The 24234-nt window shown below is 70.2% G+C and carries 27 protein-coding genes and 2 tRNA genes; 12 read left to right on the top strand and 17 right to left on the bottom strand.

Going from position 1 to position 24234, the window contains the following annotated elements:
• Nucleotides 1-12: 12 nt before the first annotated feature.
• Nucleotides 13-471, bottom strand: a complete 459-nt coding sequence (locus tag AC6RUA_RS13220) for an RDD family protein (RefSeq protein WP_499813470.1) — start codon at nt 469-471, stop codon at nt 13-15.
• Nucleotides 472-664: 193 nt separating this feature from the next.
• Here AC6RUA_RS13220 and AC6RUA_RS13215 point away from each other — a divergent pair, with 193 nt between their 5' ends.
• From AC6RUA_RS13215 to AC6RUA_RS13205, 3 genes are all read left to right on the top strand, one after another.
• Nucleotides 665-1087: a cobalamin B12-binding domain-containing protein gene (locus tag AC6RUA_RS13215; protein ID WP_499813469.1), complete on the top strand. Its 423-nt coding sequence runs from the start codon at nt 665-667 to the stop codon at nt 1085-1087.
• Complete coding sequence (gene meaB / locus AC6RUA_RS13210; RefSeq protein ID WP_499813468.1) at nt 1084-2199, top strand: methylmalonyl Co-A mutase-associated GTPase MeaB; 1116 nt, start codon at nt 1084-1086, stop codon at nt 2197-2199. The genes AC6RUA_RS13215 and meaB overlap by 4 nt, the downstream gene beginning before the upstream one ends.
• 146 nt (nt 2200-2345) lie before the next feature.
• A complete protein-coding gene (locus tag AC6RUA_RS13205; RefSeq protein ID WP_499813467.1) occupies nt 2346-3314 on the top strand; it encodes an alpha/beta fold hydrolase in 969 nt (322 codons plus the stop codon).
• A gap of 90 nt (nt 3315-3404) precedes the next feature.
• Here the strand turns inward: AC6RUA_RS13205 and AC6RUA_RS13200 are convergent, their stop codons facing one another.
• From AC6RUA_RS13200 to AC6RUA_RS13175, 6 genes are all read right to left on the bottom strand, one after another.
• Nucleotides 3405-3815 (bottom strand): Zn-ribbon domain-containing OB-fold protein, encoded by a 411-nt coding sequence (locus AC6RUA_RS13200; RefSeq protein ID WP_499813466.1) that lies wholly within the window; start codon nt 3813-3815, stop codon nt 3405-3407.
• Nucleotides 3812-4978, bottom strand: coding sequence for a thiolase domain-containing protein (locus AC6RUA_RS13195; protein ID WP_499813465.1), 1167 nt, complete (start codon nt 4976-4978; stop codon nt 3812-3814). The genes AC6RUA_RS13200 and AC6RUA_RS13195 overlap by 4 nt, the downstream gene beginning before the upstream one ends.
• A gap of 88 nt (nt 4979-5066) precedes the next feature.
• Entirely contained in the window at nt 5067-5597 is a 531-nt protein-coding gene (locus AC6RUA_RS13190; RefSeq protein ID WP_499813464.1) for a 50S ribosomal protein L16, read from the bottom strand.
• A gap of 62 nt (nt 5598-5659) precedes the next feature.
• A complete protein-coding gene (nucS, locus tag AC6RUA_RS13185) occupies nt 5660-6433 on the bottom strand; it encodes an endonuclease NucS (protein ID WP_499813463.1) in 774 nt (257 codons plus the stop codon).
• A gap of 176 nt (nt 6434-6609) precedes the next feature.
• Nucleotides 6610-6804, bottom strand: a complete 195-nt coding sequence (locus tag AC6RUA_RS13180; protein WP_499813462.1) for a cold-shock protein — start codon at nt 6802-6804, stop codon at nt 6610-6612.
• A gap of 152 nt (nt 6805-6956) precedes the next feature.
• Nucleotides 6957-7220 carry a hypothetical protein gene (locus AC6RUA_RS13175; RefSeq protein ID WP_499813461.1) on the bottom strand — a complete coding sequence of 88 codons (264 nt, stop codon included), beginning with the start codon at nt 7218-7220 and terminating at the stop codon, nt 6957-6959.
• Between the two features lie 312 nt (nt 7221-7532).
• Between AC6RUA_RS13175 and AC6RUA_RS13170 the strand changes: the two genes are divergently transcribed.
• Nucleotides 7533-9041, top strand: a complete 1509-nt coding sequence (locus AC6RUA_RS13170; protein WP_499813460.1) for an eCIS core domain-containing protein — start codon at nt 7533-7535, stop codon at nt 9039-9041.
• A gap of 188 nt (nt 9042-9229) precedes the next feature.
• Here AC6RUA_RS13170 and AC6RUA_RS13165 read toward each other — a convergent pair.
• Nucleotides 9230-9303 (bottom strand) — tRNA-Phe (locus AC6RUA_RS13165).
• 53 nt (nt 9304-9356) lie between these two features.
• Entirely contained in the window at nt 9357-9959 is a 603-nt protein-coding gene (locus AC6RUA_RS13160; RefSeq protein WP_499813459.1) for a hypothetical protein, read from the bottom strand.
• Between the two features lie 136 nt (nt 9960-10095).
• Between AC6RUA_RS13160 and AC6RUA_RS13155 the strand changes: the two genes are divergently transcribed.
• Complete coding sequence (locus AC6RUA_RS13155; protein ID WP_499813458.1) at nt 10096-11055, top strand: DUF7351 domain-containing protein; 960 nt, start codon at nt 10096-10098, stop codon at nt 11053-11055.
• Between the two features lie 160 nt (nt 11056-11215).
• Here the strand turns inward: AC6RUA_RS13155 and AC6RUA_RS13150 are convergent.
• A tRNA-Val gene (locus AC6RUA_RS13150) sits at nt 11216-11288 on the bottom strand.
• A gap of 95 nt (nt 11289-11383) precedes the next feature.
• Here AC6RUA_RS13150 and AC6RUA_RS13145 point away from each other — a divergent pair.
• From AC6RUA_RS13145 to AC6RUA_RS13130, 4 genes are all read left to right on the top strand, one after another.
• Nucleotides 11384-11869: a DUF192 domain-containing protein gene (locus AC6RUA_RS13145; RefSeq protein WP_499813457.1), complete on the top strand. Its 486-nt coding sequence runs from the start codon at nt 11384-11386 to the stop codon at nt 11867-11869.
• A gap of 99 nt (nt 11870-11968) precedes the next feature.
• Nucleotides 11969-13927 (top strand): ABC transporter ATP-binding protein, encoded by a 1959-nt coding sequence (locus tag AC6RUA_RS13140; protein WP_499813456.1) that lies wholly within the window; start codon nt 11969-11971, stop codon nt 13925-13927.
• Between the two features lie 56 nt (nt 13928-13983).
• Entirely contained in the window at nt 13984-15219 is a 1236-nt protein-coding gene (locus AC6RUA_RS13135) for a phosphoglycerate kinase (RefSeq protein ID WP_499813455.1), read from the top strand.
• Between the two features lie 232 nt (nt 15220-15451).
• Nucleotides 15452-15910 (top strand): hypothetical protein, encoded by a 459-nt coding sequence (locus AC6RUA_RS13130; protein ID WP_499813454.1) that lies wholly within the window; start codon nt 15452-15454, stop codon nt 15908-15910.
• A 47-nt stretch (nt 15911-15957) separates the two neighbouring features.
• Here the strand turns inward: AC6RUA_RS13130 and AC6RUA_RS13125 are convergent, their stop codons facing one another.
• Nucleotides 15958-16749 (bottom strand): YihY/virulence factor BrkB family protein, encoded by a 792-nt coding sequence (locus AC6RUA_RS13125; RefSeq protein ID WP_499813453.1) that lies wholly within the window; start codon nt 16747-16749, stop codon nt 15958-15960.
• A 180-nt stretch (nt 16750-16929) separates the two neighbouring features.
• On the opposite strand from AC6RUA_RS13125, the gene AC6RUA_RS13120 reads away from it, so the two are divergent.
• The gene (locus tag AC6RUA_RS13120) at nt 16930-17418 is read left to right on the top strand and encodes a metallophosphoesterase (protein WP_499813452.1); all 489 of its coding nucleotides are present in this window, start codon (nt 16930-16932) and stop codon (nt 17416-17418) included.
• A gap of 45 nt (nt 17419-17463) precedes the next feature.
• Here the strand turns inward: AC6RUA_RS13120 and AC6RUA_RS13115 are convergent, their stop codons facing one another.
• Entirely contained in the window at nt 17464-18537 is a 1074-nt protein-coding gene (locus AC6RUA_RS13115) for a type II glyceraldehyde-3-phosphate dehydrogenase (protein WP_499813451.1), read from the bottom strand.
• A gap of 143 nt (nt 18538-18680) precedes the next feature.
• Here AC6RUA_RS13115 and AC6RUA_RS13110 point away from each other — a divergent pair, with 143 nt between their 5' ends.
• Complete coding sequence (locus tag AC6RUA_RS13110; protein WP_499813450.1) at nt 18681-19628, top strand: aminopeptidase; 948 nt, start codon at nt 18681-18683, stop codon at nt 19626-19628.
• 145 nt (nt 19629-19773) lie between these two features.
• Here AC6RUA_RS13110 and AC6RUA_RS13105 read toward each other — a convergent pair whose 3' ends face one another.
• The 3 genes from AC6RUA_RS13105 to AC6RUA_RS13095 form a co-directional block, all read right to left on the bottom strand.
• Nucleotides 19774-20241: a DUF6653 family protein gene (locus AC6RUA_RS13105; protein ID WP_499813449.1), complete on the bottom strand. Its 468-nt coding sequence runs from the start codon at nt 20239-20241 to the stop codon at nt 19774-19776.
• A gap of 76 nt (nt 20242-20317) precedes the next feature.
• A complete protein-coding gene (locus AC6RUA_RS13100) occupies nt 20318-20953 on the bottom strand; it encodes a hypothetical protein (RefSeq protein ID WP_499813448.1) in 636 nt (211 codons plus the stop codon).
• Nucleotides 20950-21672 carry a DsbA family protein gene (locus AC6RUA_RS13095; RefSeq protein WP_499813447.1) on the bottom strand — a complete coding sequence of 241 codons (723 nt, stop codon included), beginning with the start codon at nt 21670-21672 and terminating at the stop codon, nt 20950-20952. The genes AC6RUA_RS13100 and AC6RUA_RS13095 overlap by 4 nt, the downstream gene beginning before the upstream one ends.
• A 135-nt stretch (nt 21673-21807) precedes the next feature.
• Between AC6RUA_RS13095 and AC6RUA_RS13090 the strand changes: the two genes are divergently transcribed.
• Nucleotides 21808-22614 carry a sugar phosphate isomerase/epimerase family protein gene (locus AC6RUA_RS13090; protein WP_499813446.1) on the top strand — a complete coding sequence of 269 codons (807 nt, stop codon included), beginning with the start codon at nt 21808-21810 and terminating at the stop codon, nt 22612-22614.
• Here the strand turns inward: AC6RUA_RS13090 and AC6RUA_RS13085 are convergent.
• Entirely contained in the window at nt 22605-23540 is a 936-nt protein-coding gene (locus tag AC6RUA_RS13085) for a branched-chain amino acid transaminase (protein ID WP_499813445.1), read from the bottom strand. The two genes, AC6RUA_RS13090 and AC6RUA_RS13085, sit on opposite strands and share 10 nt — an antisense overlap.
• A 99-nt stretch (nt 23541-23639) precedes the next feature.
• Entirely contained in the window at nt 23640-24161 is a 522-nt protein-coding gene (locus AC6RUA_RS13080) for a hypothetical protein (protein ID WP_499813444.1), read from the bottom strand.
• Between the last annotated feature and the right edge of the window lie 73 nt (nt 24162-24234).

The raw sequence follows: 24234 nt of genomic DNA, 5'->3' as shown, positions 1-24234 counted from the left end.
GTCCCTCGGCGGTTACTCCGCCCGCACGACGACCGTGTCCGCGACCAAGTCGCCGATTCGCTGGTTCCGGTCGGTGACGAAGATGACGATGAGTCCGACGAGGTACGGGATGATGAACCCGAGCTGGTCGACGATGCGCAGCAGGGTCCGGACGGTCGCGTCGGTGTAGTCGCAGGGGCTCCCGTCCTCCTTCACCACCACGATGTCCATCAGTCGCTTGCCGAGCGTCTGGCCGGTGTTTCCCTCGAAGTAGATGAAGTAGCCGAACGTGAGCACGAACACGAGGAGTCCGACGACGGCGAACCCGACGCCGAACACCCCGCGACTTCCTACCCCTGCCCCGAGCAGTGCGACGGGAACCATCAGGGCGATGGAGACGATGGCGAGCAGTATCTGGTCGACGATGTACGCGACGATACGTGCGCCGAGCACGTCCCCCTCTGTACCCATTCGTGGCTGTGGTCGTGCCATGACAAATCGGTTAGCGGATGGTCTCAAAAACGTTGCGCCGCGTCAGACGGACGTACGTCGGTGGTAACACGGACTCACGGGGACCCGCTCGTTCGGGCGCGTTCGGGAGGAGCGTGTCGAACCCGAACCCGTCGACCCCGCTCGGACACGAACGTCCGTTAGAGTCAAACGCGCGCCGGCCGAATTCGGGGGCATGAGCACACAGGAGCGTGAGGAGCGGACGATCCGCTGTCTCATCGCCAAGGTGGGTCTCGACGGCCACGACCGGGGGGCGCACGTCATCTCGCGGGCGTTCCGCGACGCCGGGTTCGAGGTCATCTACTCGGGGCTCCACCGCGCGCCCGAGGAGATCGTGCAGGCGGCGGTCCAGGAGGACGTGGACGTGCTCGGCGTCTCCATCCTGTCGGGCGCGCACAACACGCTGGTCCCCAAGATCGTCGACGGGCTGAAGGAGTACGACGCGTTCGACGACACGCTCGTCCTCGTCGGCGGCATCGTCCCGGACGACGACCGGGAGGACCTGCTGGAGATGGGCGTCGCGGCCGTGTTCGGACCCGGAACGCCGATGCGCGAGACGGTCGAGTTCGTCCGCGAGAACGTCCGCGAGCGACGATGACCGCGGCGGACTCGGACGGGGGGACGGTCGAGTCCGCCCTCGTCGCGGACCTCCTCGACGGCAAGCACCGGGCGCTGGCGCGCGTCATCTCGAAGATAGAGGACCGCGCGCCGGGGTACCGCGACATCGTCTCGCGGCTCCACGACCACACGGGCCACGCGTCCATCGTCGGCGTGACCGGGTCGCCCGGCGCGGGCAAGTCGACGCTGGTCGACAAACTGGCGAGGGCGTACCGCGACCGCGGGGAGACCGTGGGCGTCATCGCCGTCGACCCCTCCTCGCCGTACACCGGCGGCGCGGTGCTGGGCGACCGCATCCGGATGGCGTCGAACGTGGGCGACATGGACGTGTTCTTCCGGTCGATGTCGACCCGCGGGACGCTCGGCGGCCTCTCGACGGCGACGGCGGACGCCGTGAAGGCGCTCGACGCGTTCGGCAAAGACCGAATCATCGTCGAGACGGTCGGTGCGGGGCAGAACGAGATAGAGGTCGTCCGCACCGCCGACACGGTGGCGGTGCTCGTTCAGCCCGGGTCGGGCGACGACGTCCAGATGCTGAAGGCGGGCATCCTCGAGATCGGCGACGTGTTCGTGGTGAACAAGGCCGACATGGACGGCGCGGCCCGCACCGTCGCGGACGTCGAGGAGATGCTCCACATGCGCGAGAACCCGACCGCGACGCCCGGAACCGGGCACCACGGTCCCGACGCGTCGGGTCGAACCGGACCGACGGGCGCGGCGTCGACCGACGGGACGGCGGGAGGCGACGAGGGGGGCGAGCGCGTCGACGCCGGAGCCTGGGAGCCCGAAGTGGTCGAGACGGTGGCGACCGACGGCGAAGGCGTCGCGGACCTGGTGTCCGTACTCGACGCCCACCGGACGTGGCTCGAAGAGTCGGGGCGGCTCGAAGAGAAGGCGCGCACCCGCTACGCGGCCGAGATACGCCAGCTCCTCCGGAACGACACCGCGGCCCTGATAGAGGAGGAACTCGCTGCGCGCGGCGGAGTCGACGCGCTCGCCGACCGCGTGCTCGCCCGCGAGACGGACCCGTACACGGTCGCGGACGACCTGCTCGGGCCGATAGCCGACTGCGTGCGCGAACGACGCGAGTGAACGGGTCGGCGGGGACGACGCGGGCCGGCGCGACGGGTCGGTCGGCGGCACGCCGTGGGACGGACGACCCGGAACAGAAGTACGTCTCCGACGGTCCCGGTAGCCGCCGCCACCCGAACTAAGTCGCTCGGGGGCGAACCCGGCGTATGGGACTGAAGACAGCACTCAAAGCGACCGCCGCGGCCACCGCGGCGGGCGCCGTCGGAACGGTCGCGGCGACGCGCGCGCTCCGCCGGAAGGCCGGCTACCTCGAGGCCCCGCTCCGGGGGCGACAGGAGGCGTACCGCTGGCGCGGGATGGAGGTGGCGTACGCCGAGGCGGGCGACGCAGACGCGGAGACGCTGGTGTTGCTCCACGGCATGAACGCCGCCGGGTCGTCCGGGGAGTGGCGCGAGGTGTTCTCCGACCTCGCGGAGGAGTACCACGTCGTCGCGCCGGACTTCCCGGGGTTCGGCCGCTCCGACCGGCCGCCGCTGCGCTACTCGGCGGCGCTGTACGAGGACTTCGTCCGCGACTTCCTCTCGGGGTTCGACCGCCCGCACGTCGTCGCATCCTCGCTCACGAGCGCGTACGTCGCCGGCGTCGCGGACGAGGTCGACCTCTCTGCGCTCACGCTCGTCTGTCCGACGGCCAGCGGCGGCCCCGACCCGCCGAAACCGTGGCTCCGCGAGTTGCTCCGCGCGCCCGTCGCGGGCGACGCCGTCTTCGGCCTGCTCACGACCCGCGCCGCCATCCGCTACTTCAACGCCGACCACGGCTACTGGGACCCCGAGAAGGCCGGCGACGACTGGCCCGACTACGAGTGGCGGACGACCCACCAGGAGAACGCCCGATTTGCACCGGCTTCCTTCGTCTCGGGCTACCTCAACAGCGACGTCGACCTCGCGAGCGCGCTGTCGGGCCTCGACGCGCCCGTCACCGTCGTCTGGGGCCGCGAGGCCGACCTGCCGCCGCTCTCGGAGGGGCGCGACCTCGCGGAGGCGGTCGACGCGAGACTCGTCGTCTTCGACGACGCGATGCTCCTGCCGCACGTGGAGTTCGGCTCCCAGTTCGCGGCTCTCTTGAAGGGAGAGGGGTCCGACGACTCCTCGGTGACGGTCGAACAGGAGTCGTAACGTAACGGGTCGAAAGAGCCGAAAGGGAGCCGCAGGGGTCGTAACCCGTCGAGCGCCTGCCGCCGAGCGCCCGAGTCGCCGGGTCGCCGATTACGCGGGGGCGAAGACCACGAGCGGCTTCCCGGTCGTCCCGTTCTCCACCACGCCGACTTCGACCGGCGTCCCCACCTCGACCGCCTCGGAGTCGACGCCGCGGACGACGCCGGTGAGCCTGACCGGGTCGAACGCCGCTATCGCGGTCACGTACGGCGTCTCGGCGTCGAAGTCGGGCGCGGCAACGTGTACCTCGGAGAACGTGACGAGTTCCCCCGTCTCCGGGAGCGGTTCCGCCGAGAGGTCGCGCGACCCGCACTCGGGGCAGACCCGGCGCGGCGGGAGCGAGCCGTGCCCGTTCGCACACTCGACGTAGAACCCGCCGTCCCCGAGCGCGTCGACCCACTCGTCGTACCCCGTATCGGCCGGCGGGTCGGGCCGGTCGTCGGTCGAGCGGTCGTCGCTCACTCGGCCACCTCCAGCACGTGGACGACGGCGCTGGCGACCGTCCCGCCCGCGTTGTGCGTCACCCCGACCGTGGCGTCCGGGACGGCGTCGCTGTTGGGGTGGTCGCCGCGCAACAGCCGCGTCAACTCGGCGAGTTGCGAGCCGCCGGTCGCGCCGACCGGGTGCCCCTTCGCCTTCAGCCCGCCCGAGAGGTTCACCGGCAGGTCTCCGTCCCGCGTCGTCTCGCCGCGCCGCGCCGCACCGACCGCCTCGCCGGGGTCGTAGAACCCGAGCGACTCGAGCGCCAGCACCTCCGCGACGGTGAAACAGTCGTGCACCTCGGCGACGTCCACGTCCGCGGGGCCGACGCCCGCGTCAGCGTACGCCGCCGCGGCGGCGTCGTCCGCGGCGGGCGTCCGGGCCAACTCCGCGCGGTCCTGGAGGGCCGCGCGGTCGCCGCCCTGTCCCGTCCCGGTGACCGCGACGGGCGCGTCGAGACCGTTCTCGTCGGCGTACGACTCCGAGACGAGCACGAGCGCGCTCGCCCCGTCGGTGATGGGGCAGGCGTCGTACAGCGAGAGCGGCGAGGCGACCGTCGGCGAGTCGAGCGCCTGCCCGACGGTTATCTCGCGCTGGTACTGGGCGTACTCGTTCGGGACGGCGTTCGCGTGGTTCTTCACGGCGACGTGCGCGAGGTCCTCCTTCGTCCCGCCGTACGCCTCGAAGTACGCCCGCGCCATCAGCGCGTACGCGCCGGGGAACGTGACGCCGGCGCGCACCTCGAACAGTTCGTCGGCGGCGACCGCGAGCGACTCCGTGACCGCGGGCGTCGAGAGGTTCGTCATCCGCTCCATCCCGCCCGCGAGTAGCACGTCCGCCTGCCCCGAGCGGACGGTCCGGACCGCCTCCCGCGCGGCGACGCCCGCCGAAGCGCACGCCTCCTCGTATCGGGTGGCCGGACAGCGCAGGCCCGCCGCCTCGGCGACGAGGGGGGCCTGGTGGCCCTGCCGCTCCGCGAGTGCGCCCATGAAGTTGCCGTAGTTGAGGTGTTCCACGTCGTCCGCGGGGACCCCAGCGTCGTCGAGGGCGGCGAGCGCCGCCTCGGCGAACAGGTCGCGGCCGGTGCGACCCTCGTGTGCGCCGAACGGCGTCAACCCGACGCCCGCCACTCGTACACCGGTCATGCTACCCGTTGGTCGGCGGCGGGTGAAATGCCTGCCGGCGCGCCGCTGGCGGGACGAGAAGCGGGGGAGAAGAACGCGTTCGGCGGCGTTACTGGACGAGGAGGTCCTCGCCGCGTTCCACGACGATGCGGCACGGCGGCGACATCTTGTTGTACGCGCGGCGGAACGCCTCCTTCACCGTCTCGGCGTCCTCGACGTTCACGTACGCCGTGAAGATGTTGTCGCCGGCGCCCACGCGGGCGGCGGTGCCGACGGGCTTGCCGAACGCCTGGCGCATCCCGTCGGAGACGCGGTCCGCGCCCGCGCCGGTCGCCTGCTTGTTCTCGCGGAGCACCTGGTGGGGGAACTTCCGGAGCACCATCTTGTAGCCGTCCTCACCGATCTCCTTCAGGAGGTGGCGGTTCGCCGAGAGGCGCGCCGACTCCAGCGAACCGTGCCGGATCTGGAGCGCCTCCTCGGTCCGCAGCGAGATCTGGACGGGGTAGTCGTCGGGGTCCGCCTTGAGGTCGCCCATGTTGTGCTGTGCGATCTTCGACCCCGGGATACCCGTGATGTACTCGCGGCGGGTGTACGACGGTTTGTCGATGTCCCGGTACATAGAGGCGGGTTTGTCGGCCATGGTTACTTAGCGGGAGAAGGGTAGTGGCGCGAATAAAGCCTGCGCTTTACGCGTCGGCTGCGTCACCCCGATTCGTCCGGCGAGTCGCCCGGGAGCGTGCTGGCGTCCGAAGCGCCGTCGTCTGGGGGGTCGACCGCGACGTGTCCGAGACCCTCCTCGTCGAGCAGGTCGCGCGCCCGGTCGGTGACGGACGGCGCCACGAGGATTCCCCGGACGGCGACGCCCTCGGGCTCCTCCCGCTCGACCGCACCGACGTACCGGGCGAGTTGGCCGACGGCGTCCGGGCCGACCCGACGGCGCTTCAGTTCGACCACGAGCGGCCGCCCCTCCGCGTCCGTGCCGAACACGTCGACGGGGCCGGCGGCCGTCTCCCGTTCGGTCGCCGTCGGCTCGAAGCCGGGTTCGACGAGCGACGGCCGGTCGAGGACGCGCGCTTTCAGGTCCGCCTCGCTGCCCACCACCTCGACGCCCCGCCCACCGGTCACGGGGTAGGCGGCGAGGTGCGACACCGAGGAGAAACGCACGTCGAGCGTCTCGGCTGGCGACGTCCGGACGCTCCGCACCCGGAGGCGGCCGTCGCGGACGGCGGCCCGGTGCTCAGACCCCGGCGGCTGCCAGTTCACCGGCGTCCGCCCCTCGTCCGTGTGCACGAGCGCGGACCCGTCGGGTTTCAACACGAGCAGGCGCGCGCCCTCGTCGAGCGAGGAGGCCGCCCGGCCGTCGTACTCGACGGTGCACGTCCCGAAGACGGTCACCATGTCGCCGCGGTCGAACGCCGCTTCCAGTTCCCACAGCGTCTCGCGGTGACTCGGGTCGTGGAGGGTGACCGGACTCACGCCCGTCGGTTCGGTGCCGTCGGGGATAAGGACCCCGCCCCCGACCCGACGGGCGTGGCCCGGTGGCTCGGGAGCGCCCGGCGGTCGATCGGCGCGGTCCGAATCGCGCAGCCACCGCTCGGGGGCGTGAAAAACGGGAGAACTGTGTAGTGACGTCGCGCTGACGCGCGGCCGCCTTACAGGCGCTCGAGGTTCGTCGCGCGCGGGCCCTTCGGGGCCTGCTCGATGTCGAACTCGACTTCCTGTCCCTCTTCGAGGTCCGGACCGCCGATGTCCTCCATGTGGAAGAAGACGTCGTCGTCCGCGTCTTCAGTGCTGATAAAGCCGTAACCGCCGGTGTCGTTGAAGAAGTCAACTTTCCCAGTTGCCATACCGGTCAGAGCGGACGCCGCCGTATAACGCTTCCGAGACCGGACGCGACGCGTGAAGCGTTGCCACGGAGCGGCCGCCCGCATCGCGGACGGACCGAGCGTCCCCCGGCCCGTGATCGTCGCTCGGGCCTCGTCGTTCGGTCGTGACCCGGTTACAGCGAGGAGAAGCCCTTCCGGACCTTCCGAACGAGGTCCTTCTGTTGGAGGTAGTCCGCCGCCGTCAGCAGCGTCGGCGCCCACAGGCCCGTGAAGATGCCGTACTCCCTGTCTCCCTTCACGTAGAACTGGTACCACGAGAACAGCACCGACCCCGCGGCCAGGACCGCGACCGGGTCGCCGAGCGACGTCGGGATGTTTTCTGCGCTCTCCATCGCCTCGTCTGTGGCGTCGGAATCGCCGCTCTGGAACAGTGCCACGGCGCCCCCGCTACGGACTCGAGGTGTCTCCATCTGCCCCCTGCATCTGCAGGCCGTCACCGACGAGCGTTTTCATCGTCCGGTCGGGATGCCGTCCCGTACCAGCCAGACCCAACCTCGTGTTCCCGTGAGGGCGCGAGGACGCCGTCCGCCCCGGTTCGCAATCGAGTCGGATACGGTTATCGTCGTTTCCGGCGTACACGACACATGGAGTTCACACGCGGGGGCGCCGGGAGAGTGACGCCGGACGAGCCGCGACCACCGTCGACCGGGGGAGCTATCGCCTCGCCGTCGAGGCAGGAGGGATAGCTGATGAGCGGGCGCTTCCTCCCCCTCCGGTGGGACCAGGCGAGGCGGACGTCGAAGTCGCGGCCCCGGACGACGAAACCCACCGACTCGTCGAACGAGCACCCACTCCGGCAGCTACAGCGCCGCGTCGGCAACCGACGAACCGGTCGCCTCCTCGAGTCCGGTCGCCTGCGACTCGGCCACCCCCACGAGGCCAGCGAGCGAGAAGCGGTCCGAATCGCCCACCAGTTCGGAGGGAGCCGACGGGACCACGGCCGGGACGACCGGGCGGAACTCGGTCGAAACGGGAGCGAACCGTCGGGACGGCGAGACACCGGCACCGACGGGCAGTCGGATCGGTCGCTCTCGCCGCCGGTTCGGGCGGCGTTCGAGTCGCGGTTCGGCCGCGACTTCGGCGACGTTCGGGTCCACACGGACGGGTCCGCGGCGCACCTCGCGCGACTCTTCGGCGCCCGCGCGTTCACCGTCGGGTCCGACGTCTTCTTCGGCGACGGCGAGTACGCTCCCGACGAGCCGGACGGCCGACGGCTCCTGGCGCACGAACTGGCGCACGTCGTTCAGGCGGAACCGGTCGTCGCGCGCGCGCCTGCCGAGGGCACCGTTCCCGCCCCCGAACTGGAGACCCGGGGACCGGGGTGGGAGCGGATTCGGGACTATCGACCGGCGCTGCCGGCCCGGACGCCGCGCGCCCCGCCGCGGGCAGGCTGGGAGTTCCGGGTCACGGCGGCGATGTCGAGACCGACGTCGGAGGAGCGCGACCGCGCGTACCTCCAACTCGTCAACGAGGCGCTGGCTCCCGACTACAACCGGTTCTCGGACCCGGCGCTCGTCTTCCCCGTGACGGCCATCCGCGCGAAGTCCGAAGCGGAGCACCTGGGCGTCCACTACGCGGCCGGAAGCGGCGTCCGCCCCGGGCAGGGAGGAGTCAGCCGGGCGGCCACGGAGACCGAGACCGACGGCGGGCGCACCCGTGTGTTCGTCGTCCTGGGTCCGGCCGCGCTGCACCCGACGGCTGGACCCGACTTCACGCGGCGCGCACTCCACCACGAGTACGTCCACGTCCGCCAGATACTGCGCGGGGAGTTCACCGACAGGCCGACCCAGCGGGCGACGTGGCAGGGGAGACCCATCGGCGGGAACCCGACCCGGGAGGCCATCGCCACCTCGACGACGTTCGTCCGCTTCTTCCCCGCGTGGGCGGACAGGACGGCCCCGACCACGACCGACTTCCCCGACCACGTCAAGGAGGACCTCGCACTCTTCTCGGCGTACTTCCCGCTCGCCGACGAGGCCGTCCGCGAGCGCGCGGTCGCGCAGATTGCGGCGACGGTGCGGGGCGACCAGTCGCGGCGCGAACTCCTGCGTCGGCTCCTCGTCCACGTCCAGTCGTGGCGGACGCCGACGTTCGGCGGAAGCGAGGCGGACGACGCGCTCGCGCGCATCGCGACGGTCGCCGGGATACCGCTCGAACGGGACCGGCGACTCCCTCCCGTTCCGGGGCGCCGCCCGTGAAGTCGAGTCGGCCCGCGTCGGACCGAGTCGGCGCTGGCGTCGCTCGCGAGGAGACGGTCGGAGAGTGCGAGTGCCGCCACCCGATTCGAACTCGCCGAGACGGTCGCCCTCGCCCCGGTCGGTCGCTGCGACCCGTCCGCTCGAACCGGCTCGGGAGCGTTTTCACTGCTCGTTCGGTCGCGTGAGAATGCCGCCTCCCCGATTTGAACGGGGGACAGCTCGATCTTCAGTCGAGTGCTCTCCCAGTCTGAGCTAAGGCGGCGCGTCTCGAAGAACCCCGGCGGACGAAAAAAGGATTTCGAAACCGCGGTGCCGTCAGACGACGTCGCGCCGTTCGGTGAACGTGCGCGTCACGTCCGCCGAGGTGACCGTCGTCCGAATCGTTATCCAGCCGTCGTTCTGCTGGACCCTGAGTGCACCCGTGAACGAGAGGCTGACGCGTTTCGTGGCCGTCGTCGTCCCCTTCGGCTCCATCGAACCGACCGCCTCTTCGCCCTGCCAGATGCGGGCGCCCGACTCGGTCGTGTTGCCCGCGAAGATGCTCGTGGTCACCACGACGTCCCGCGCGGTCTGGTTGCGGTTGTTGGTCAACTCGACGGTCACGTCGCGGCAGGTCCGGCCGCAGTTCGTTATCTCCGTGACGGCGAACGTGTACGGTGGGAGGTCGGCACCGCCCCCACCACCGCCGTTCCCGCCACCGGAACCGCCTCCGCCACCGCCGTTCCCGCCCCCACCACCGCCGCCGTTCGACGGCGACGGCGTCGCGGTGGGAACTTCACCGTCGGGCCCGCCGAACGGGCCGACCCCGGCGGCGAACGCGACGCCGCCGACGATAACGAGCAGCAGGACGATACCGACCGCGGCGGCGGCGAGGCGGCTCGAACCCACCTCGGGAACTCCTCCGCTCTCATCACCCATCGTCGTCGCGTTCGCCTCCCGCGGGCAAAGGTCTGCTGTCCCGGAGCCGCAGCCGCGGCGAACCGCGACGGCGGAAGCGACGTGCCACCGTGGTATCGGTCCCTATCCTTATATCCGTCCGCCGTGCATTCATCCCATGGCCGAGACACCACCGGACCTAGACCCGGTATCGGTGTTCTCGCTCCTCGGCGACGAGACGCGTCTCTCCATCATACAGGTCCTCTACGACGAGACGCGGGGTCGGGGGACCGGTCGGGGTGCGGTCGCGTACTCGACGCTCCGCGAGGCGGTGGGAGAACCGGACAGCGGGAAGTTCAACTACCACCTCTCGAAGCTGACGGGCCACTTCGTCGAGAAACTCCGGGGCGGGTACGCCCTCCGGGAACCGGGCAAGGAGGTGGTTCGCGTCCTCCGGAGCGGAGCGTTGACGAGAACCCCGTCGCTCGACCCGGTGGAGACGGACGAGTCGTGTCCGCGGTGCGGCGGTACGGTCAGCGTCTCGTACGCGGACGACCACGTGTTCGCCCACTGCGCCGACTGCGTCGGCCTGATGGAGTTCGAGTACATCCCCGACGGCACGCTCCTGGGGGTCTCGTTCCCGCCCGCCGGTGCGACCGCTCGCGAGACGGCGGCGCTGCTCGAACCGGCGGCACTCGGCTTCGAGCACTGGGTCCAGTTGATGGCGCGGGACCGCTGCCCGGAGTGCGGCGGCCCGGTTCGGTCGACGTTGCGCGCGTGTGAGGGCCACAGTCACACGCAGTCGACGACCTGCGACAAGTGTCACACTGCCTACAGGGTGCTGGCCGACTTCTCGTGTGAGTCCTGCGAGCGCCACCGCGTCACCCCGCCGGCGTTCGCGTGCACCGACCGGCGCCCGGTCCAGAACGCGCTCGCCGCCGCCGACGCCGACGCGAGCGCGTGGGACCGGTACGCGGAGATCGCGGGCTGGTCGGTGAGCGTGCGGAACGAGGGGGACGGCTGTGAAGTGGCGTACGAGCCGAGCGCCGGGCCGTCGCGAATCGTCATCGACGACGACCTCACCGTCCGCCGAGTCCGGCAACGGCCGGAGCGGATGAGCGTGCGACTGGACGAGTGAGCGCGGAGCGCGAGCGCCTGCTCCCCCGACGGGGCAGCGTCAGAAGTGGGCTCGGGCGGAGTTGAACCACGCCGACTTCGCTCGTTGCGCTCGCTCGTCGTCTACTTCGAATCCGCTTCGCAGAACCGTCTCGGCCCTCGCTATCGCTCGGGCACTCGACTGGGCTCGGGCGGATTTGAACCACCGGCCTCTTCCTTGTAAGGGAAGCGTCATAACCACTAGACCACGAGCCCGTACCCGTCCGAACCGCCCCCGGTCGAATAACGCTTTTCGTTCCCGTCGGCTCCCGTCCCGACACCCTTTCGGTGACAGACGCCCACTCTCCGCCGTGAACCCGCGCCGGGTCGTCTCGCTGCTGGTCGCTCTCGCCCTCGTCGTCGCGGGGGTGTACGCGCTCGCCCCGGGCGTCTTCGGGACGGACGAGTACGACCGCACGACCGTCAGGGTGTACGACGAGGACGGCGCGTCGCTCGCCGCCGTCGAGGTCCGCGTCGCGGACACCTACTCGAAGCGCTACACCGGCCTCTCGGACACGGAGTCGCTCGCGGCCGGTCAGGGGATGCTGTTCGTCCACTCCTCGGAGGGTCACCACACGTACGTGATGCGGCGGATGGACTTCCCGCTCGACATCGTCTTCGTGGCCGCCGACGGGACCATTACCCGCATCCACCACGCCGAACTCCCGCCGGAGGGCGCGGACGACCTGCGGCCGTACCCCGGGCGCGGGAAGTACGTCCTCGAAGTGCCGTACGGCTACACGAACCGCACCGGCATCGACGTCGGCGACGAACTGGTCGTCGCGGGCGACTACTGAGCCGCGCGACCCGACCGACCACCGCGCTCGCCCCGTCGAACCGGCGTGTTTCGATTCGAAGCGAACCCTTTAGGACGCGCATCTCGTCTCGTGATGTCAATGAGTCACCCCGCTGAAGAAGACGACCCCTTCGAGGACGTCCGTGAGAAGACGGACAACCCGATGCGACGGCTCTTCTCCGAGTACGGCAGCGACAACTCCTTCCAGTTCGTCGTCGGTCTGCTCGCGAGCGTCGTGGCGCGCGTTCTCGACCTCATGCCGCCGCTCGTGCTCGGCGTCGCCATCGACGCGCTGTTCAACGAGGGAGCGAGCCTGACGTTCGCCGAGGCGGCCGCCCAGACCATTCCACTGGTGACCCCCGCGATGTTGACCGGCGTGATACCGGCGACGCGTGAGAGCCAGTTCTACCTCGCAATCGGCCTCATCGCGCTCGGGTTCTTCGGCGGGTCGGCGTTCCACTGGACGCGCAACTGGGGCTGGAACTCCTTCGCACAGAACATCCAGCACGACATCCGCGTCGACACGTACAACAAGATGCAACGGCTGAACATGGACTTCTTCGCCGACAAGCAGACCGGCGAGATGATGTCCATCCTCTCGAACGACGTGAACCGGCTGGAGCGGTTCCTCAACGACGGGATGAACTCCTTCTTCCGCCTGTCGGTGATGGTCGTCGCCATCGCGGCCATCCTCTTCTCGATGAACTGGCAACTCGCGCTCGTCGCGCTGGTTCCCGTCCCGCTCATCGCCTTCTTCACGTGGAAGTTCATCGAGATCATCCAGCCCAAGTACGCCGACGTGCGCTCGTCGGTCGGGCAGATGAACTCCCGGCTGGAGAACAACCTCGGCGGCATCTCCGTCATCAAGACGTTCAACACGGAGAACTACGAGTCCGACCGGGTCGACGACGTGTCGATGGAGTACTTCGACGCCAACTGGGACGCCATCGGGACGCGCATCAAGTTCTTCCCCGGCCTGCGCGTCATCGCGGGTATCGGTTTCGTGCTCACGTTCTTCGTCGGCGGGCTGTGGGTGTTCAGCGGGCCGCCGTGGATGTTCTCGGGGAGCCTCGAACTCGGGCAGTTCGTCATCTTCATCACGCTCACCCAGCGGTTCATCTGGCCGATGGCGCAGTTCGGGCAGATAATCAACATGTACCAGCGCGCCCGCGCCTCCTCGGCGCGCATCTTCGGGCTGATGGACGAACCCTCGCGCATCGCGGAGGACCCCGACGCCGACGAACTGGTCGTGGAGGAGGGCGAGGTGGAGTACGACGACGTGACGTTCGGCTACGACGAGGAGGAGACCATCGTCGAGGACGTTGACTTCACCGTCGCGGGCGGCGAGACGCTCGCGCTCGTCGGCCCGACCGGCGCGGGCAAGTCGACGGTCCTGAAGCTCCTCCTCCGGATGTACGACGTCGACGAGGGCGAGATCACCATCGACGGACAGGACCTCCGGGACGTGACCATCCCGAGCCTCCGGCGGCAGGTGGGGTACGTCTCGCAGGACACCTTCATGTTCTACGGGACGGTCAAGGACAACATCGCCTACGGCACCTTCGACGCCGACGACGAGGACATCGTCGAGGCGGCGAAGGCCGCCGAGGCGCACGAGTTCATCACGAACCTCCCCGAGGGGTACGACACCGAAATCGGCGAGCGGGGGGTGAAGCTCTCGGGCGGCCAGCGCCAGCGGCTCTCCATCGCCCGCGCGGTGCTGAAAGACCCCGAGATACTCATCCTCGACGAGGCGACATCCGACGTGGACACGGAGACGGAGATGCTCATCCAGCGTTCGCTCGACCAACTCACCGCCGACCGGACGACGTTCGCCATCGCGCACCGCCTGTCGACCATCCGGGACGCCGACCAGATAATCGTGCTGGAGGACGGCCGCGTGGTCGAACGCGGCGAGCACGACGACCTGCTGACGGAGGACGGCCTCTACGCACACCTCTGGGGCGTGCAGGCCGGCGAGATAGACGAACTCCCCCAGGAGTTCATCGAGCGGGCGACGCGGCGGGCCTCGCGGACGAGCGCGGAGAGCGACGACTGAGGACCGACGACCCGCGGCCTCACCTTCTAAGTAGCAGTCGGCCGACCCCCCGCCCGATGACGACCTCGTCCTTCCGCACGCTCGACGACCTCGCACCCGAACAGCGCGTCCTCGCGCGCCTCGACCTGAACTCCCCGGTCGAGGACGGCGAGGTGCGGGACAACCGCCGGTTCGCGCGCCACGCCGAGACGGTAGCGGAACTGGCCGGCGCGGACCACCGCGTCGCGCTCATGGCCCACCAGGGTCGACCCGGGGGCGACACGTTCGTCTCGCTCGACCAGCACGCCGACATCCTCGCCGAACACGCGGGCGTGGACGTCGGGTTCGTCCCCGACACGTTCGGCGAGGCGGCGCTGGCGGCCGTCCGCGACCTGGACCCGGGCGACGTGCTCCTCTTGGAGAACACGCGGATGACCGACGACGAACTCCCCGAGAAGGAACCCGAGGAACACGCCGCGAGCGGGTTCGTCCGGACGCTCGCGCCCGAGTTCGACGCGTACGTGAACGACGCCTACTCCGCGGCCCACCGGAGACACGCCTCGCTCGTCGGGTTCCCGCTCGAACTGCCGAGCTACGCGGGCCGGGTGATGGAGACGGAGTACGAGGCGAACACCGCCATCGCCTCCCGGGAGTTCGACGGCGACGTGACGATGGTCGTCGGCGGGACGAAAGCGACGGACGTCGTCGGCGTGATGGAGGCGCTCGACCGGAAGGTCGACACGTTCTGTCTGGGCGGCGTCGCGGGCGAACTGTTCCTCCGCGCGGCGGGCCACCCGGTGGGGCGCGACGTGGAGACGGACCTGTTCGACGAGCAGTGGGCCGAGAACGAGGACACCATCCGCGGCGTACTCGACGCGCGGGAAGAACAGGTACGGCTGGCGTCGGACCTCGCGTACGAGGGCGACGACGGCGAGCGGGCGGAGGTGGCCGTCGACGACATCGAGGAGAAGGACCGCGCGTTCCTCGACGTGGGCGGCGAGACGGTCGAAGCGTACGACGGCGTGATACGGGACTCGGAGGCGGTGTTCGTGAAGGGCGCGCTCGGCGTCTTCGAGGACGAACGGTTCAAGGACGGCACCGTCGGCGTGCTCTCGGCCATCGCGGAGACGGACTGCTTCTCGGTCGTCGGGGGCGGCGACACCTCGCGCGCCATCGAGATGTACGGACTGGACGAAGACGACTTCTCGCACGTCTCCATCGCCGGCGGGGCGTACATCCGCGCGCTGACGGGCGACCCGCTCCCGGCGGTGGAGCTACTGGAACGGAACGCCGCCGGCGAGTTCGACGGCTGAGAGGGCCTCAGGCGCCTCGTCGCTCTCGTTCCCGTCCCCGCCGGGGTCGAAACCACGCCCTCGTCGGCCACGTCGTCGGAGTCGTTCTCGCCCGCAACCACCCTGCGGACGGCCGCGAGTGTGCCGTTCAGCAAGGCACGCGCCGTCGCTCCACTTCCGACAGGACGGGTCTCGTCGCGCGCCGGGCGCTCGCGGACCGAAGGGATATACCGGATGACGCGTGTCGAGACACATGGACGGGACGCTGGCGAGCGTCCTCGCTACCCCGTTTTCCGTCTCCCACGTGCTCGCGCTGGCTCTCGTCGGATACTGGGTCCACCTCGACGCGCGCGAACGGGGGAGCGACTCCGACCTGCTCTGGGCGCTCGGGTGCGTCCTCGTGCCGCCGCTGACGCTCGGCTACCTGCTCTACCGGAGCGAGATAGGCGGGCGGACGGACCCCGCGGGGGCGACCGAACGGGCCGTCGGTACGTTCGTCGTCGGGCACCTCCTGGCGGCGCAACTCCGGTTCGCCCTCTCGGTCGTCGAGGCGTTCCCGTTCGGCGACCCGGGACTCGAGTGGCCGACCTACGTCACCCTGCTCGCGGCGGGACTCGTGCCGAGGTACTGGCTGGTCTGGCGGCGGGGGTGGGCGCGCCTCCGCCGGGCGCTGGGGTGGGTCCACGAGTCGGAGCGGCCGGTCGGGGGCTGAACTCGGGGCGACCTGGGACGGAGTCGAGGCGTCGGGAACCGCCGGTGTCACCGCTTGCGCGGGAGCGTGGCGAGCGGCGTCGGGCGGTCGAGGACGACGTTGACGACCGCGCCGACGAGGAGGACGATGCCCGCGAAGTAGAGGAACAGCACGAACAGCAGGACGGCCCCGAAGATGCCGTACGCCTGGTACCGGCTGGCGTTGCTCACGTAGAAGACGAAGAAGACCTGCAGGACGACCCACGCGACGGCGGCGAACGCCGTCCCGGGGAGGACGTGGCGCACCGTCACGGGGACCGGCGGCAGGACGTAGTACAGCGGGAGGAACGCGACGAAGAGGACCACCACCGCGATGGCGTTCCCCACGAGCCGCGGGAACGGTATCCTGAACGACCCGTACGTCAGCGCGAGGCCCGTCCCCGCGAGCAGTGCGAACGCGAGGAGGATGAGACCGAGGACGATGATTCCGTCTTCGATTTCCTGCACCAGCGAGGGCGTGTCGCCCGTGTCGTACACCTCGGAGAACGCGACCGAGAGCCCGCGGAACACCTTCATACCGCTCCACAGCGAGAGGAGCAAGCCGGCGACGCTCGCGCCGGCGCGGCCGGTCTGGGCGGTCAGGACGCGCTCTATCAACTGGGCGTTGTTCGACGAGAGATTCGCCTCCACCAGTCGCATGACCGCCCCCGACAGACCGAGATACGAGAGGACCGCGACCACGAGTATCGTCAGCGGGATGATGGAGGCGAGCGCGTAGTGGGCGAAACTCGCCGCCATGAAGGTAATGTCCCGGTCGCGGAACGTGTCGACCACGCGCCGCGCGTCGCTCGAGAGCGTCACCGCGTCTCACCTGGCATGGCCCCCACTCCTCGCGCCTGTAACATCAGAGTTGTCGCCGATTCGGCGGCTCGACGACGCGCGGACCCTTGATTTTACTCGCGTCCCGCCGTATCTACCGGTACTCGGTCCGGCAGGTCCCCCCGTCCGGGCCTTGATGGTCCCGGCGTCCGAACGGCGGCCATGCGAATCGGCGTCGTCTCCGACACCCACGACAACGCACAGTACGTCGAGAGCGCGGTCGAACTGTTCGACGGAACCGCCGACGCGGTGGTCCACTGCGGCGACGTGGTGGCGCCGTTCTCGGCGACGCCGTTCGACGCGGGGTTCGACTTCTACGCGGTCCGCGGGAACAACGACGGCGAGTGGGCGCTCTCGGACGCCGTCGAGGAGTTCGGCACGTACCTCGGCGAGATGGGCGAACTCGCGTTCGACGGCGTCGACGTCGCCGTCTACCACGGGACGAGCGAGCCCATCGTGGACGCACTGTGCGCGTGCGGGTCGTACGACTACGTCCTCCGCGGGCACACCCACGAACGGGTCCGCGAGGAGCGCGACGGGACGGTCCACCTCAACCCGGGCGGCGTCCCCATTCCCGGACAGGAGGAGGAACCGGCGGGGATACTCGTGGACACGGAGACGGACGAGGTGACGGTCGAACCGCTGGCGTGAACGCGGAGCGCGGCGTTGGACGGTCGGTCCGGACCGCCGTCGGCGTCAGTCGCCGGTCCCGCGCGGCACCACCCGCTGGCGCGCGCCGCCGAACAGCGACTCCAGCCCCACGCCGAGCGTCTCGTCGGTGGTCGCCACGCTGGTCGCCTTGTCCTCGCGGTCCAGCAGCGCGCGGACCGCGTCGATGTTCTCCGGGATGACGTCGGACTCCTGGTGGATGGACTGGAACAGGTAGAGGTCGGAGCCCTCGACGGACAGCGAGTCCGCCCAGATGCAGTTCTCCCAGAGGTCGCCCCGCGGGCGGCCGGTGTCCATGGCGAACTCCTTCAGCTTCCCGGTCCCGTCGATGCCCGCCGCGCCGGGGACGAGGAACAGCCGCGACTCCGCCGACAGCAGGTCGCGGACCTCCTCCAAGTCCGGTTCCGCGCCGAGCGTCACGTTCACCGAGTGGAGGTGCATCAGCGTCGCGGGCACCTTCACGCCGAGGGTGTCGATGTCCACGTCCGGGAGGATGGTGTTCACGTCCGGGCCGTGGTGGGAGGGGACCGTCACGGGGTCCGGGAGGATGTCGTTGATGGGGCCGCGCGACGTCTGACCGGGGTCGCCGCCGCGGCGGACGAGCGTCACGCGGGCCTTCTCGACGCCGTACTCCTCGTCGAGGGGCGCGAGCAGGCGCGACAGCCCGGTCGTGTTACACGAGACGACCCGGACGTACGCCACGTCGTCGGCCGTCGCGAGGTCGTAGTTCGCGCGGGCGTTGAAGCTCGCGTCGGCCACGTCGGCGTCCTCGCCCCCCTGGAAGATGGCGGGAGTGTCGTACCGCTCGTACAGCGCGCGGTTGTCCGCGCCGATACCCGAAGGGGTGGTGTCGACGACCACGTCCGCCTTCATCACCATGTCCTCCACTTCGCCCGCGAGGTCGATGCCGGCGTCGTGGAACCGCTGTGCCCGTTCGGGGATGGCGGCGTACAGGGGGTACCCCTTCCTGACGGCCGCCTCGGCCTCGTAGTTCGGGCGGGTCTTCGCCACGCCCGTGAGTTCCATGTCCGGCTGGGCGGCAACCGCGTCGGCGACGCGCTTGCCGATGGTGCCGTACCCGTTCACGCCGACCTGGATCATTGGGAGAGAGTCTCCCGGCCGACCGGTTAATAGTTGCGTGCCTACTGAGGAAGGAATAATACGGTTCCGAGTAACTCGCGCGGGGTATCCGGCGCTTACGCGCGAAAGGAAGACATAACGTCCGGGCGGCCGAGCCGAGGAGCGTGGACGACGACCTCCGCACCGCGGCCGAGACGGCGGTCGAACAGTGCCTCGCGCTCGGGTCCGACGAGTCGCTGCTCGTCGTGACGGACGACGAACGCGAACCCATCGGCGAGGCGCTCTACGCCGTCGGACGGGACGTGACCGACGACGCGAGTATCGTGCGCTACCCGCCGGGCGACCAGCACGGCGAGGAACCGCCCGCACCGGTCGCGGCGGCGATGAAGGCGGCCGACGCGTTTCTGGCGCCGACGACGAAGAGCCTGAGTCACACCCGCGCCCGCGGGGCCGCCTGCGACGCCGGCGCGCGCGGCGCGACCCTGCCGGGTATCACCCGAGAGGTGTTCACGACCGGACTGGACGCCGACTACGACGCCATCGCGCGCCACTGCGAGGAGGTCCTCGCACAGGTTGGGGACGCCGAGACGGTTCGCGTGACCACCGAGGCGGGCACCGACGTCACGTTCGAACCGGGAGCGCGCGAGTGGCGTTCGGACACCGGCGACGTGAGCGAGGCGGGGGCGTTCTCGAACCTCCCCGCGGGCGAGGTGTTCGTCAGTCCCGAGACGGCGAACGGGACGTACGTCGTCGACGGGACGATGATGCCGTACGGCCTGCTGTCGGACGACCAGCGGCTCAGGTTCGAGGTGGAGGACGGCTACGTCACCGACATCTCCGACGACGAGGTGCGCGCGCAGGTCGAGACCGGCGCGGAGGAGGTGGGCGAGGACGCGTACAACCTCGCGGAACTCGGTATCGGCACGAACGTCGGCGTCGAGGAACTGGTCGGGTCGGTGTTGCTCGACGAGAAGGCGGCCGGCACGGTCCACGTCGCCATCGGCGACGACGCGGGTATCGGCGGCGACACCGACGCGCCGCTCCACCTCGACGGCATCGTCCGGGACCCGACCGTGTACGCGGACGGCGAGGTAGTGGAACTACCGCGGTGAGCGAGCGGCGACGGAGGAGCCGCGAGCAGGGGAGGTCGTAGACCTCCCGACTGTCGAGCGAAGGGACCGCGGGACGGGGAGGATGTGGGACTCCCCGGACAGCGAGCGACCCCTCTCGGTCGACGGACGGTGAGACCGCGAGCCGTCAGGCGCGTTCGGACCGCTCGCTCCGGGTCCCGGTCCCGCTCGCGGCGCGGTGCCGCCGGACGAGTCCCGCGACGAACGCGAGCTTCAGCGCCATCGAGGCGAGACCGGCGAGCGCCGCGCGGAGCGGCCGTCGGCGGTAGGCGGCGAACAGCGCGTACGCGAAGAACGGGGCGCTCGCCCGGTTCAGCCGCTCGTACTCGCCCGGGGTGACCTCGCCGCGGAGCCACGCACGCTCCGCGTCCACCACGCGGGTCATCCACTCCGGGTCGGCGTCGCGGTCCACGCGGGGGAACACGACCGGGTTCACCATCGTCCACGCCAGCGCCAGCGCGAGCAGTCTCCGGTTCCGACCGTAGACGGCCCACAGGAGCAGCGGCGTCGTCAGCACCCGCGACCACCCGCTCTTGGGGTTGGCGTGTCGTTCCCAGAAGGCGTCGGCGTCGGCGAACCGCGTCCGCAGGCTCATACACCTCGTACGCACCCCCGACCCTAAACCTCCACTCGGCCGCCCGGGAGGAACGCTGGCCGGCGTGGACGGTGCCTCAGATGTCGACCGGACAGCCGCGTATCTCCCCGCCGCGCATCCCCTCGGCCAGCCAGAACAGCGACAGCGACAGCGGGACGAGCGCGAGCAGGGTGAACTCCAGTCCCTCGAACGGCAACAGGAGGAGGAGCCCCGACCCGCCGACGAGCGAGAGCAGGCCGACGAGCACCGCCGACCCGCAGGCGGCACAGCCCGCCCCGAGTGCGCCGAGCAGGACGCCCACCGCGCTCCCCGCGCCCCCGGCACCGCCGTCGCGGAGCGAGACGCCGTGCTCGCGCAGGTGATACGCCGCGACGGCGGCGTTCGTCCCGGTCAGCGCCGCGACGAACAGGAGCATCGCGCCCGCGTCGGGACCGTACCCCGTCCCGACGAACGGGTACTGCTCGACGAAGATGGTCACGCGGGCGTCGAGCGGGAGGTTCCCGCCGACGACGGTGTCGGCGACCAGCGCGACGTTCTGCGACAGGACGAACGCCGAGAGCGCGAGGGCCGCCGCGAGGAGCGCGAGCGTGCCGTACGCCGGGACGCCGAGCACGAGGCGGACGGTCCGCGCTACCAGGCGTGCGTCCCGGCGGGAGGTCGGGAGTCGCGGGAGCGAGAACCGACGCCGGAGGGCCGTCACGCGCCCGCTCACAGTTCCAGCGCGGCCGCGATAGTCTCGTAGCTCACGCTCCCCGCGGCGCGCGTCCGGTACGTCCCGTCGCGGAACATGAACAGCGTGGGAGTCCGGTTCGCGCCGGCGGCCTCGCCCGCGTCCAGGTCGGCCCGCACCCGGTCGTCGTACGCCTCCGCCTCGGCGTCCGCGACGACCGCGTCCGCGTCGAGGTCGGTCTCCGCGGCCAGCCACGACCGGGTCCGGTCGAGCACGTTCCCGGCGTCGAACGCGTCCTGTTCGGCGAAGTAGTGGTCGAACAGTCCCCAGAACGCCTCGGCATCGCGGGCGAACGTCGCCTCCAGCGCCTGCGTCGCCGGCTCACCCCACGGGTAGACGACCGGGTACGTCCGAACGACGAACGCGAGGCGGCCGTCGGCGACCGGTCCGTCCCTGAGCGTCGCGCCCGCGTTGCGCTCGAACGACCGGCACGTCGGGCACGACGGGTCCTCGAACGCGACCAGCGTCGCCGGCGCGTCGGGGTCACCCAACCGGGGCTGGGCGCGCCAGTCGCGCGCCGCGGGGTGGGTGTCGAGCGAGGCGGTTCCCCGCCCCTCCTGGTCCGCCCGACTCGACGCCGTCCCGTCGGGGCTGTCGGTCGCGTCGCTCGCCTCCGCGGCGCCGCCGAGGCAGCCCGCGAGACCGACCAGTCCGCCCGCCGCGGCGGCCGCGGCGAGGCAGTCGCGGCGTGTCAGCTCCATGGAGATACGAGGGCCGCCCGGGGGAGGGATATTTCCCGGTGTGGCGTGGTGTGCGCACGACCGCCCGAGCGCAGGCGCGTCGAGGGTCGACACGCGACCGGAACGCCCATGCCCGGCGTCTCCGACCGACGGGCCATGACCGACGGCATCCGACAGGGGTTCATGGTCGACAACGGCGCGGACGCGGAGCGGTGTTTCGCGCTCGCGGCGGACGCCGGATTCGACTACCTGGAACTCAACGCCGACCACCAGTTCGACCGGTCGCGGACCGACCCCGACGCGGTCCGAGCGCTCGCGGGGGAGTACGACCTCGCGCTGGTCTGTCACCTCCCGTACCGCCTCGACGCCTGCTCGCCGCGCGAACGCGTCCGCGAGGGCGGCGTCCGCGAACTGGAGGCGGCCGTCGACCACGCCGCCGCGATGGGGGCGGAGAAAGGGGTGTTCCACCTCCAGACGCTCGTGGACGGTCACAAGTGGACGACGGAGGAGGTCCGACCGGGGATGTACGAGACGGCCGCCCACCTGACCGACTACGCCGCAGAGCGGGGGGTGACCGCCGTCGCGGAGAACCTCAAGTCGCCGTTCTTCGACGCGGGCGACTTCCCCGACCTGTTCGCCGAGACGGGGGCGACGGCCTGTCTCGACACCGGCCACGCCTGGGTCACGGGTCAGGACGCCGACGCGCAAGCGGCGCTGTTGCGCGAGCACGGCGACAGAGTCGGCCACGTCCACTTCAACGACACGCGCGTCGACGACGACGACGAACACCTGCCGGTCGGGCTCGGGAAACTCGACTTCGGCGCCATCGCGGACGCGATGCGCGAGACGGGCTGGACGGGGACGTGCACCCACGAACTGTTCGCGTTCGACCGCTCGTACGCGGTCCACGGAAAGGAGCGGTTCGACGCGTTACTGGGCGGAGGGGGCGGGACTCAGACGTAGGTGAACCACTCGTCGTGGTCGTCGGTCCGCCGCTCGACCAGGTCGAAGAACGCCGACTGGAGTTCCTCGGTGACGGGGCCGCGCGAGCCGTTCCCGATGACGACGTTGTCCACCTTCCGGATGGGGGTCACCTCGGCGGCCGACCCGGTGAAGAACAGTTCGTCGGCGGTGTTGAGTTCCCCGCGCGAGATGCTCGTGGTGTCGTTCACCTCGTAGCCGCGCTCCTCGGCGAGCGTGATGACCGTGTTGCGCGTGATGCCGTCGAGGATGCTCTCGGAGAGGCCGGGCGTGTAGATGGTGTCGTCGCGCACGAGGAAGAGGTTCTCGCCGGGGCCTTCGGCGACGTTCCCCTCCTTGTTGAGGACGATGGCCTCGGCGTAGCCGTTCCGGCGGGCCTCCTCGCCCGCGAGCAGCGAGTTGACGTACAGTCCGGTCGTCTTCGCGTTGGTCGGAATCTGGCTGGAGGCGTGCTTGCGCCACGAGGAGACCATCACCTCGATGCCGTTCTCCAGCGCGTCCTCGCCGAGGTACGCCCCCCACGGCCACGCCGCGACGACCACGTCGGTCGGGCAGTCGCGGGGCGAGACGCCGAGGCTGTTGTACCCGTAGTACGCGATGGGGCGGACGTAGGCGGACTCGAGGTCGTTCCGGCGCACCGTCTCCAGTGCCGCCTCGGTGAGTTCTTCCCGGTCGTAGCCGATGTCCATGTCGTACGGCTTGGCCGACTGGTAGAAGCGGTCGAGGTGCTCGTCCCACCGGAAGACGGCCGTCCCCTCCTCGGTGTCGTACGCGCGGACGCCCTCGAAGATGCCGGTGCCGTAGTGGAGACCGTGGGTGAGCACGTGCGTCGTCGCGTCGGCCCAGTCGACGAACTCCCCGTTCTGCCAGATGACACCATCCTCCGCCATGTCCTCGAAGACGGTCATGCGCGGGAGGTGGGTCGGTCGGGACTTAAATCATGAGAAAGGTCGACAGCCGGTGTCACACTCGGCTCGCGCCGGAGGAGCACCGTGCCGGTCAGGTCGCTACCGGCACTCGACCGTCTCCAGTTCGTTCTCCACGACCCACTCGCCGTTCGCGTTTCTCACGAGCGTGAAGTAGGACTTGAAGACGGCGTTGGGGGCCGGCCCCCGGGTCACGATCGGCTGTGTCGCGGTGAGTTTGACTATCTCGGTCGAGAGTTCGCGGATGCTCAACGAGACGGTCCCCAGCCCGTAGTAGGTCATGCCGCTGTCCACCCCGACGGCCACCAGACCGCGGATGTGCTGGTGGAACGAGAAGTGCGAGCCACCGCTCCCGTCGACGTGTTCGTGTATCACGATGACGAGAGACCCCTGTGTCGCCTCGACGTACTCGTCGGTGCAGGGGTTGAACAGTTGCGTCCCCGTGACGTCCTCCGTGATTCGCTGGGCGCCGTCCCCCTCCGCCGTCGCGGTGCGAGCGAGAGCGGGTAGACCGAGGGCGACGGCGGCCGAACCCGCGGCGACGCGCTTCAGTATCCCTCGACGCGACGTGAACGCGTCGACTGTACCGCTGTCTGGGTGCATGTTCGGCCCGTCTATTGACCGCTCGACACGATAATGATGTCTCGTGAAACTATTTCATCCTCCGTGTCCGCCC

It is taken from the genome of Halorarum sp. SLYT50, from assembly GCF_059821265.1.
This window is presented reverse-complemented; position numbering and strand designations above follow the sequence as displayed.

What these genes read in the sequence shown, in the direction of transcription:
- AC6RUA_RS13220 (WP_499813470.1), bottom strand. Translation starts at nt 471, where the DNA reads ATGGCACGACCACAGCCACGAATGGGTACAGAGGGGGACGTGCTCGGC.
- AC6RUA_RS13215 (WP_499813469.1), top strand. Translation starts at nt 665, where the DNA reads ATGAGCACACAGGAGCGTGAGGAGCGGACGATCCGCTGTCTCATCGCC.
- meaB (WP_499813468.1), top strand. Translation starts at nt 1,084, where the DNA reads ATGACCGCGGCGGACTCGGACGGGGGGACGGTCGAGTCCGCCCTCGTC.
- AC6RUA_RS13205 (WP_499813467.1), top strand. Translation starts at nt 2,346, where the DNA reads ATGGGACTGAAGACAGCACTCAAAGCGACCGCCGCGGCCACCGCGGCG.
- AC6RUA_RS13195 (WP_499813465.1), bottom strand. Translation starts at nt 4,978, where the DNA reads ATGACCGGTGTACGAGTGGCGGGCGTCGGGTTGACGCCGTTCGGCGCA.
- AC6RUA_RS13190 (WP_499813464.1), bottom strand. Translation starts at nt 5,597, where the DNA reads ATGGCCGACAAACCCGCCTCTATGTACCGGGACATCGACAAACCGTCG.
- AC6RUA_RS13180 (WP_499813462.1), bottom strand. Translation starts at nt 6,804, where the DNA reads ATGGCAACTGGGAAAGTTGACTTCTTCAACGACACCGGCGGTTACGGC.
- AC6RUA_RS13170 (WP_499813460.1), top strand. Translation starts at nt 7,533, where the DNA reads ATGAGCGGGCGCTTCCTCCCCCTCCGGTGGGACCAGGCGAGGCGGACG.
- AC6RUA_RS13160 (WP_499813459.1), bottom strand. Translation starts at nt 9,959, where the DNA reads ATGGGTGATGAGAGCGGAGGAGTTCCCGAGGTGGGTTCGAGCCGCCTC.
- AC6RUA_RS13155 (WP_499813458.1), top strand. Translation starts at nt 10,096, where the DNA reads ATGGCCGAGACACCACCGGACCTAGACCCGGTATCGGTGTTCTCGCTC.
- AC6RUA_RS13140 (WP_499813456.1), top strand. Translation starts at nt 11,969, where the DNA reads ATGAGTCACCCCGCTGAAGAAGACGACCCCTTCGAGGACGTCCGTGAG.
- AC6RUA_RS13135 (WP_499813455.1), top strand. Translation starts at nt 13,984, where the DNA reads ATGACGACCTCGTCCTTCCGCACGCTCGACGACCTCGCACCCGAACAG.
- AC6RUA_RS13130 (WP_499813454.1), top strand. Translation starts at nt 15,452, where the DNA reads ATGGACGGGACGCTGGCGAGCGTCCTCGCTACCCCGTTTTCCGTCTCC.
- AC6RUA_RS13120 (WP_499813452.1), top strand. Translation starts at nt 16,930, where the DNA reads ATGCGAATCGGCGTCGTCTCCGACACCCACGACAACGCACAGTACGTC.
- AC6RUA_RS13115 (WP_499813451.1), bottom strand. Translation starts at nt 18,537, where the DNA reads ATGATCCAGGTCGGCGTGAACGGGTACGGCACCATCGGCAAGCGCGTC.
- AC6RUA_RS13105 (WP_499813449.1), bottom strand. Translation starts at nt 20,241, where the DNA reads ATGAGCCTGCGGACGCGGTTCGCCGACGCCGACGCCTTCTGGGAACGA.
- AC6RUA_RS13095 (WP_499813447.1), bottom strand. Translation starts at nt 21,672, where the DNA reads ATGGAGCTGACACGCCGCGACTGCCTCGCCGCGGCCGCCGCGGCGGGC.
- AC6RUA_RS13090 (WP_499813446.1), top strand. Translation starts at nt 21,808, where the DNA reads ATGACCGACGGCATCCGACAGGGGTTCATGGTCGACAACGGCGCGGAC.
- AC6RUA_RS13085 (WP_499813445.1), bottom strand. Translation starts at nt 23,540, where the DNA reads ATGACCGTCTTCGAGGACATGGCGGAGGATGGTGTCATCTGGCAGAAC.
- AC6RUA_RS13080 (WP_499813444.1), bottom strand. Translation starts at nt 24,161, where the DNA reads ATGCACCCAGACAGCGGTACAGTCGACGCGTTCACGTCGCGTCGAGGG.